The sequence below is a fragment of the Microbacterium sp. CPCC 204701 genome, assembly GCF_004010105.1.
In the GTDB taxonomy this organism is placed as follows: domain Bacteria; phylum Actinomycetota; class Actinomycetes; order Actinomycetales; family Microbacteriaceae; genus Microbacterium.
The window spans coordinates 1-7,988 of the sequence record NZ_RRYE01000120.1 but is presented as its reverse complement, the minus strand read 5'-3'; the positions used below and the strand labels follow the sequence as shown (position 1 = coordinate 7,988).

General features: G+C 71.9%; 7 protein-coding genes and 1 pseudogene. 4 read left to right on the top strand and 4 right to left on the bottom strand.

Features of this window, described 5'->3' with window-relative positions; translation table 11 throughout:
- The 3 genes and pseudogenes from EIO58_RS09155 to EIO58_RS09145 all read right to left on the bottom strand — a co-directional run.
- Positions 1 to 988: pseudogene (locus tag EIO58_RS09155) on the bottom strand (hypothetical protein); the annotation flags it as partial.
- Positions 989 to 1,213: 225 nt separating this feature from the next.
- The gene (locus EIO58_RS09150; protein WP_127819275.1) at positions 1,214 to 3,127 is read right to left on the bottom strand and encodes a M3 family metallopeptidase; all 1,914 of its coding nucleotides are present in this window, start codon (positions 3,125 to 3,127) and stop codon (positions 1,214 to 1,216) included.
- A 102-nt stretch (positions 3,128 to 3,229) separates the two neighbouring features.
- Positions 3,230 to 3,817 (bottom strand): NUDIX hydrolase family protein, encoded by a 588-nt coding sequence (locus tag EIO58_RS09145; RefSeq protein WP_127819274.1) that lies wholly within the window; start codon positions 3,815 to 3,817, stop codon positions 3,230 to 3,232.
- 279 nt (positions 3,818 to 4,096) lie between these two features.
- Between EIO58_RS09145 and EIO58_RS09140 the strand changes: the two genes are divergently transcribed.
- Together EIO58_RS09140 and EIO58_RS09135 are read left to right on the top strand one after the other, a co-directional pair.
- Complete coding sequence (locus EIO58_RS09140; protein WP_127819273.1) at positions 4,097 to 4,765, top strand: alpha/beta hydrolase; 669 nt, start codon at positions 4,097 to 4,099, stop codon at positions 4,763 to 4,765.
- Between the two features lie 261 nt (positions 4,766 to 5,026).
- On the top strand, positions 5,027 to 6,790 hold the full coding sequence (locus EIO58_RS09135; RefSeq protein WP_127819272.1) for an ABC-F family ATP-binding cassette domain-containing protein: 1,764 nt from the start codon (positions 5,027 to 5,029) through the stop codon (positions 6,788 to 6,790).
- On the opposite strand, the gene EIO58_RS18745 is transcribed toward EIO58_RS09135, so the two are convergent.
- A complete protein-coding gene (locus tag EIO58_RS18745) occupies positions 6,771 to 6,911 on the bottom strand; it encodes a hypothetical protein (protein ID WP_164861602.1) in 141 nt (46 codons plus the stop codon). The two genes, EIO58_RS09135 and EIO58_RS18745, sit on opposite strands and share 20 nt — an antisense overlap.
- Positions 6,912 to 6,921: 10 nt before the next feature.
- Between EIO58_RS18745 and EIO58_RS09130 the strand changes: the two genes are divergently transcribed.
- Together EIO58_RS09130 and EIO58_RS09125 are read left to right on the top strand one after the other, a co-directional pair.
- Positions 6,922 to 7,092, top strand: a complete 171-nt coding sequence (locus EIO58_RS09130; protein ID WP_342447972.1) for a PspC domain-containing protein — start codon at positions 6,922 to 6,924, stop codon at positions 7,090 to 7,092.
- 46 nt (positions 7,093 to 7,138) lie between these two features.
- Positions 7,139 to 7,988, top strand: an 850-nt coding sequence (locus EIO58_RS09125; RefSeq protein WP_127819270.1) for a DEAD/DEAH box helicase, incomplete at its 3' end; no start/stop codon positions are given.

The following is a 7,988-nucleotide window of genomic DNA, read 5'->3' as shown; positions in this document are numbered from 1 at the left end:
CCAGGAACTCCTGGTGCGCGTCGTCCTGACGGCGGCTGAGGGATGCCTCGAACTCGAGCGCGCGCACGCGCAGCTCGCGCACCGCCTCCTCGGCCTCGGACCGGTCCCGCGCGGTCTCGCGCGCCACCATCGAGCGCAGCGCCGCCGCACCCTTCTCGGCCTCGGACCGGATCGCCGCCGCCTCGCGCTCCGCCTGCGACACCTTCTCGGCGGCGTGGGCCGCCTCGCGCTCGATGCGCGCCTGGTGCGCCGTCAGCTCGGTGTCGACGCGCAGGCGCACCTGCTGAGCCTCGTGCTGGGCCTGCGAGATGACGGCCTCGGCCTCGGCCTGCGCCGACCGCCGGCGGTTGTCGACCTCTTCGCGCGCGGCCTCGAGCAGACGGTCGCCCTGCACAGTCGCGTTGCGGATGAGAACGCTCGCCTGGTCCTCCGCGACGCGCAGGATCTCTTCGAACTGCGGGCGGCTCGCCGACTCGGTCGACGCGCCGAGAAGCTCCTCGCTGAGTGCCTGGACCTGCTGCTCGGCGTGAGCGGTCTTGGCGGCCGCCGCGGCCAGCTCTGCTCGCAGGCGGTCGAGTTCGTCGACCTCCTGCGTGCGCGAGGCCGCGAACTGCTCCTCGAGCTGCTCGATCTCGCTGCGGTGACGGGTCTCGAGCTCGGCGAGCCGTGAGCGCAACTGCTCGACCTCACCGCCGCCCTTCGTCTTGGCGGCCTCGAGCTCGGCTTCGAGACGCTCCGCCTTCGCGCGGCTCTGGGCCACCGCCGCGCCCGCGCGACGCTGATGCTGCTTGAGCTGGCTGAGCTCGTCGCTCGCGGCGCGGATGCGCGCGTTGAGCCCTGCGATCGCGGCATCGACCTCGTCCTTGTCGTAGCCGCGGAACGCCGTCGCGAACGCCGCACCGAAAGACGTGGTCGCCGTGTCGCCGATCAGGCTGTCGAACGGGTGGGGATCGGGGGTGCCGTCGGTCGGTGCGCCGTTGTCGGACATGTGCGTCTCCGCTCTCTGAGAGGTGGGGGATCCGCGAGCGCGGGCGAAAGGCGCCATGCCGCGCTTCACGCCGAGGGCGGGGCCGACGGTGCTGACCGCGGAAGGCATCGGCCTTGACGACACCGGGGGGGAGTGCGTCGCAGGATGTCTGCGCTTCAGGATTGGTCGAAGGATACCTCGCCTGCCTATGTCTCGGAAACGCCGTGAAACGAGGGGCGATTCGCCTCACTCGCCGCCGAGCCAGCGGCGGTACGCGTCGAACGACGACGGGCGCCCGAGGAAGGCCTCGACCATGTCCTTGGCGTCGCGCGACCCGCCCCGCTCGAGCACTTCGACGCGGTAGTGACGTGCGGCCTGCGGATCCATGAGCCCGTTCGAGAAGCCGCTCAGCAGATCGCGTGCGATGACGAGGCTCCATTGGTACGTGTAGTAGCACGCGCCATAACCGGTGAGGTGGCCGAATCCCGCGTAGGGGTGGAGGCCGGGCAGCGGCTGGACCGGGCTCGTCGAGGCGTACAGCCGCTCGGTCTCGGCCTGCAGGTCGGCGGGCCGGTCGACGTGCAGGTGGTACGAGACGCTGGCGTGGCCGAGCTGCCGGCGCACCTCGAGGGCGCGCCCGAACGCGTCGGCCGTGCGCATGCGCGCGACGAGGTCGGGCGGAATGGGCGCGCCGTCGGCGTCGGCGGTGAACGATGCCAGCACCTCGGGGTCCCACGCCCACTCCTCGAGGAGCTGGCTCGGCGCCTCGACGAAGTCCCACTCGGCCTGCACGCCCGAGAAGCGGGCGAACCTCTGCCGGCCGCCCAGGATCTCGTGCACGAGATGCCCGAACTCGTGGAAGAACGTCACGACCTCGTCGTGCTCGAGCAGCCCGCGCGAGAAGTTGCACAGAAGCGCGGCCTCGGGGAGAACGCGGCCGGGCACCCCCGGCGCGAGCGGGAAGCACGCCGCGTGACTGAACTTGCCGTCGCGCGGGTGCAGGTCGAGATGGATGCGGCCGATGCGGAGGCCGTCGCGCATCACGTCGTACGACCGCACGTCGTCGTGCCACGTCGGCACGTCGACCGGCACGTAGTCGACGTCGAGGAGGCGCCCGGTGACGTCGAGCACGCCTGCGACCACGCGGTCGAACGGGAAGTACGAGCGCACGAGCTGCGGGTCGACGTCGTGGCGCTCCGCCTTCAGCACGCTCAGCAGATGCCAGTAGTCCGCGATCGTGACGGTGCCGGCGTCGGGCACGTCGCGCCGCAGCCGCTCCAGCAGCAGCGGGTACTCGGCCTCGGCCGCCTTGCGAGATGCGTCGTCGAGGCGAGCGAGGAACACCGGGATCTCGGGGCCACCCCCGATCATGCGGGTCTCGGCCTCGTAGTGCGCCCAGTCCGGGTAGCCGAGCCGACGGGCCCGCTCGGCCCGCACGTCGAGCAGCTCGGCGAGCACCTGCTCGTTCTCGGGCCACGCCATGTCGTTGTACGCGCTCACCAGGGCCACGCGCGTCGCGCGGTCGGTCGCATACTCGCGCACCGGCATCAGGTCGGGGTAGTCCGTCGACAGCGTCACGAGACCTCGCGCGTCTGCCGGGTGCGCGTCGATGAAGTCCTGCGGCAGCCCGGCGAGCCCGGCTGCCGGCACCGTCACCTCGCGGCGCCCCTCACGGATGTTGCGCGAGAACACCAGCGACAGCTCGGTGTCGCGATCGGCCAGCCACCGCACGCGCTCCCGCTCGGCATCCGTCAGTTCCACGCCCCCTCGCCGGAAGTCGCGCAGCAGATGCTCCAGCAGCCGCGCCTCTTCGGCGTCGAGACCGTCCGCGGGGGCGTCCGCGAACGCACGCCACAGCTCGCGATCGAGCAGCCGCGAGGCCGTGAGCGACTCGACCGCCTGCACCTGCTCCTCGGCGATCGCGCGCACCGACGCGTCGGGGTGCGCCTCGCTCATCACGTACGCCTCACTGAGGGCCTCGTGGAGCGCGATGTCGGCGTCGTTCCACAGCTCGAGGCGCTCGAGGGTGGTCAGGCCCGGCTCGGATCTCAGCCGGGCGTCGACCTCCTCGACGCGGGCCAGCCGCCCGGCGGGGCGGTCCGCGGCGAAGTCGGCCCACGCTGCGGCATCGGACGGGAACGGCAGCGGCTCGATGGTCACCGTCCGAGCCTATTGCCGCGCCGTGACATCGTGCCGAGGCATCGTACTGAGGCATCCGGATCTCCGCCGGATCGGGGAGGCGATGAACGAGCCGTATCGAGGTCAGGGCAGCGCGCCGACGCTCGCGAGCGCGAGGCGGATGAGCGTGCCGCGGCCGCCTTCCATCTCGGCCGAGAGGGCGTCGGATGCCGCTTCGGCGGGTGTCAGCCACGTCACTTCAAGAGCGTCCTGACGTGGCTCGCACGTCCCGGTGACGGGCACCACGAAGGCGAGCGACACCGCATGCTGCCGGTCGTCGTTGAACGCGCTCACCCCCGGCAGCGGGAAGTACTCGGCGACGGTGAAGGGAACCGGCTGCGGCGGCAGCATCGGGAACGCCATCGGGCCCAGGTCGTTCTCGAGGTGGCGGAACAGCGCGTCGCGCACCGTCTCGCCGTAACGGACGCGGCCCGACACGATCGTCCGGGAGATCTCGCCGACCGGGGTGGCGCGCAGCAGGATGCCGACCTCGGTGACCTGCCCCATGCCGTCGGTGCGCACCGGGATCCCCTCGACGTACAGCATGGGCAGGCGCCGGCGCGCCTCTTCGAGCTCGATGTCGCTGAGCCAGGCGGGGTTCGAGACGTTCCCGGACGGCGGGCCGAACGGCTCGTCGCCGGCCGGCTCGGGGTCGGGGGTGCGCACGGACATGCCTCCTGTATACCCCCTCGCCCCGGATTGCGCCCGCGTCAGTCTGCGCGAGTGCGGCGGCGTCAGCACGCTGACTCGCATTCGGATCGGAGGACGAGATGAACGCAGAGCCTCACGGCCGCTGACGCGCATCCAGCAGTCGTCGGCACGTTGCTCGCGGCGATCGCCGAGAACCCGCGCGGCTCCTGCGTCGACGTCCACACGCCGGCGTATCCCGGCGGCGAGTGCGAGGTCGGCTGAAATGACGACGGCGTCGGAGCCGCAGGGCAGGATGGAGGCGTGAGTGCGCACGACCCTCTCGATTCCGATGTCGTCCTGTGGTCGGCCGAGCCCGCCGAGCGAGCCGGCCGGCCGCTGCTGGTCCTGCTCCACGGCTACGGGGCCGACGAGCACGATCTGTTCGCTCTCGCGCCGCACGTTCCCGACGAGTTCGTCGTGGCGGCCGTCCGGGCGCCGCTCGCCCCGCCATTCCCGGCGCCCGGGTACTCGTGGTACGCCATCGACGGTCTCGAGAACCAAGATCCGGCGCATGTCACGGCGGCCGCGCGCCGGCTGATCGCGTGGACGGATGCCGCTGCCGGCGCTGACGGCCTGGTCGGCCTCCTCGGGTTCTCGCAGGGCGGCGCCGTCGCGCTGCAGGCGCTGCGCCTCGAGCCGCAGCGATTCCTGTTCGCGGTGAACCTCTCGGGCTACGCCACGCCCGGCGGACTGCCGCGGGATGCCGAGCTCGCCCAGCGCCGCCCGCCCGTCTTCTGGGGACGCGGGACCCACGACGACGTCATCCCGTCGTTCCTCGTCGAGCACACGACCCAGTGGCTGCCCGAGCATGCCGAGCTCAGCGGGCGTGTCTACCCGGGGCTGACCCACAGCGTGTCGGAGCAGGAGCTCGCCGACGTCGTGACCTTCCTCGACAAACAGCTGGACGGGCTCGCCGAGACCGCGGGGTGACTCAGGAGATCCCCAGTGACTCCGGCGGCGGCATCCGCTATGGTGGCTGTCGGCCTCTGTCCCCGAGGTGAGGAACTCCCTTGAAGCTGATCGACGCGACCGCGCTGTAATCGCGCTGCTCCGTCGTTCCTCGACGCATCAGCGCTCCATGATTCCGCGCTGGCGTCGATCGGCCGTTCCGGCCCGGTTCTTGAGCCCCTCGTCGGGTGTTTCCGGGTGATCGCGGCTCCGGTGTCAGCGCACGACTGACCAGGAGGCCTCATGCCCGCACACACCTTCACCCCTGCGATCGTCCTCGACCACGTCTCGTTCGCGTGGCCCGACGGCACCGTCGCACTCTCCGACCTCTCAGGTTCGTTCGGCACCGGACGCACCGGTCTCGTCGGCCGCAACGGCTCCGGCAAGTCGACGCTGCTGCGCCTCATCGCCGGCGAGCTCACGCCGTCGACGGGTCAGATCACTGCGACGACCGATGCCGCGTCCTCGCAGCGCTCCGCCGCCAGGGCCTCTCCACTTGCCGCCGACGGGTCGAGCGGAGCCTCGTGGCGCGTGGGCCCGGCCGCGTACCTTCCGCAGCGGCTCACGCTCGACGTGGACCGGCCTGTCGCCGAGCTGCTCGGCGTCGGCGCGCCGCTGCGCGCGCTGCGCGCGATCGAGTCGGGAGACCCCGATCCGCGTCACTTCGATGCGGTCGGCTCCGACTGGGACATCGAGGCCCGGGCCCATGCCGCCCTCGCCGAAGCCGGTCTCGCGCCCGACATGCTCGACCGCACCGTGGGTCAGCTCTCGGGCGGGGAGGCGGTGCTCACGGCGGTCGCCGGCATCCGTCTCCGCGCAGCGCCCATCGCTCTGCTCGACGAGCCGACCAACAACCTCGACCGCGATGCCCGGGCGCGACTGCACGACATGGTGCGCTCGTGGCGGGGCGCGCTCGTCGTGGTCAGCCACGACACGGCGGTGCTCGAGCTGATGGACGACACCGCCGAGCTGTACGACAGCGAGCTGTCGGTGTTCGGCGGCCCGTACTCGGAGTGGCGCGCATGGCTGGATGCCGAGCAGAACGCCGCGCGCGACGCCGAGCGCGCCGCGAAGCAGGCGGTGCGGCGCGAGAAGCGCCAGCGCATCGAGGCCGAGACGACGATCGCGCGCCGCGCCGCGATGGGCCGGAAGGCCCAGCTCGAGAAGCGCGTGCCGAAGATCGTCGCGGGAGGGCGGAAGATGGCGGCCCAGGTCTCGGCCGGGAAGCTCCGCGGAGAGAAGGCCGATCGCGAGGCGTCCGCCCGCGAGGCGCTGGATGCAGCCGAACGCCGCGTGCGCGACGACGACACCGTCAGGATCGACCTGCCCGATCCCGGGGTCGCCGCGGCGCGCCGCATCGCGACGATCGGCGACGGCGAGCGCTCGTGGATCATCCAGGGCCCCGAGCGGGTCGCCCTGATCGGCCCGAACGGCGCCGGCAAGACGACCCTTCTCGAGCAGCTTCTGGGCGCCCAGGGTCACACCTCCGCCTCGACGGATGCCTCGGCGCCGGTCCCTCGCGAGATCACGGGTGTCGCGGGCACGAAGCTGCGGGCGGGGCGGTGCTGCGTCACGGCCCTGCACACCGACCGGGTCGGCTACCTGCCGCAGCGCGTCGACGGGCTCGACGACGCCGCGTCGGTGCTCGAGGTCGTCGCAGCGGAGGCGCCGAACGTCGGGTCGGTCGAGCTGCGCAACCGGCTCGCGCGGTTCCTCATCCGAGGTGCCGCGGTCCAGCGCCCGGTGGCGACGCTGTCGGGCGGTGAGCGGTTCCGCGTCGCGCTCGCGCGGCTGATGCTCGCCGATCCGCCGCCGCAGCTGCTGGTGTTCGACGAGCCGACCAACAACCTCGACCTCGACACGGTCGACCAGCTGGTCGGTGCCCTCGCCGCCTACCGCGGCGCGGTGCTCATCGTGAGTCACGACGACGCGTTCCTCGAGCGCATCGGCGTGGCCCTCGTGCTCGAGCTCGACCACGCGGGCACGCTCACCGAGGCGCAGCTGTAACGCGCGGGAACGGGCCGCGGCATCCGTCTCCCACGACGACGGATGCCGCGGCCTGCGCCCGCGCCGATCCGGGGGTCAGCACCCCTGCGCCGGCGCCCTGCGCGGCGGATGATGGGATCATGAACGCACTCGTGAGACCTCAGAGAGGCAGATGGATCGCCGGCGTCTGCGCGGCGGTCGCCGCACGGTTCGGCTGGAACGTCACCCTGGTGCGCATCCTCACCGTGATCGCGGTCATCTTCTTCGGCCTGTCGCTGTGGGCCTACATCCTGCTGTGGATCGTCATCCCCTCCGAGCGCTGATCGTCAAGACCTCCCCGGTGTCGCCGGTCCCGACCAAGATGGAGGGATGAGCGACGTCCTCGAGCGGTTCGGTCCTGCGACGCAGGACTGGTTCCGCGGCGCGTTCGCCGCGCCCACGAGCGCCCAGATCGGAGCGTGGGACGCGATTTCGGCCGGAAAGCACGCGCTCGTGGTCGCTCCCACCGGCTCGGGCAAGACGCTGTCGGCGTTCCTGTGGTCGATCGACCGCCTCTTCCACGAGAAGCCGGTCACCCCTGACGGCACCGCGAAGGGCCGGCGACGCCGCGAAGACTCGACCCCCGTGACCCGCGTGCTCTACATCTCGCCGCTGAAGGCGCTGGGCGTGGACGTCGAGCGCAACCTCCGCTCGCCGCTCGTCGGCATCGGGCAGTCCGCACGACGCCTCGGCATCGCGGTGCCCGACGTCACGGTGGGCGTTCGCTCGGGCGACACCCCGTCGGGCGACCGTCGCAAGCTCGCGCAGAATCCGCCCGACATTCTCATCACGACCCCCGAATCGCTCTACCTGATGCTCACGAGCCAGGCGGGCGAGACGCTGCGCGACGTACACACGATCATCGTCGACGAGGTCCACGCGGTGGCGGCGACCAAGCGCGGCGCGCACCTCGCGGTGAGCCTCGAGCGTCTCGACGCACTGCGACGCTCGCACGCGCCCGACACCGCACCCGCGCAGCGCATCGGCCTGTCTGCCACCGTCCGCCCGATCGACGAGGTGGCCAGGTTCCTCGGCGGCGCCGAACCGGTCGAGATCGTGGCGCCTCGCGCGTCGAAGGCGTTCGACATGAGGGTCGTGGTGCCGATCGGCGACATGCTGAATCCGCCGCCCCCGCCGAGCCCGTACGCGAGCGGCGAGACGGATGCCTCAGCCCCCGCCG

What these genes read in the sequence shown, in the direction of transcription:
- EIO58_RS09145 (WP_127819274.1), bottom strand. Translation starts at nt 3,817, where the DNA reads ATGTCCGTGCGCACCCCCGACCCCGAGCCGGCCGGCGACGAGCCGTTC.
- EIO58_RS09135 (WP_127819272.1), top strand. Translation starts at nt 5,027, where the DNA reads ATGCCCGCACACACCTTCACCCCTGCGATCGTCCTCGACCACGTCTCG.
- EIO58_RS18745 (WP_164861602.1), bottom strand. Translation starts at nt 6,911, where the DNA reads ATGATCCCATCATCCGCCGCGCAGGGCGCCGGCGCAGGGGTGCTGACC.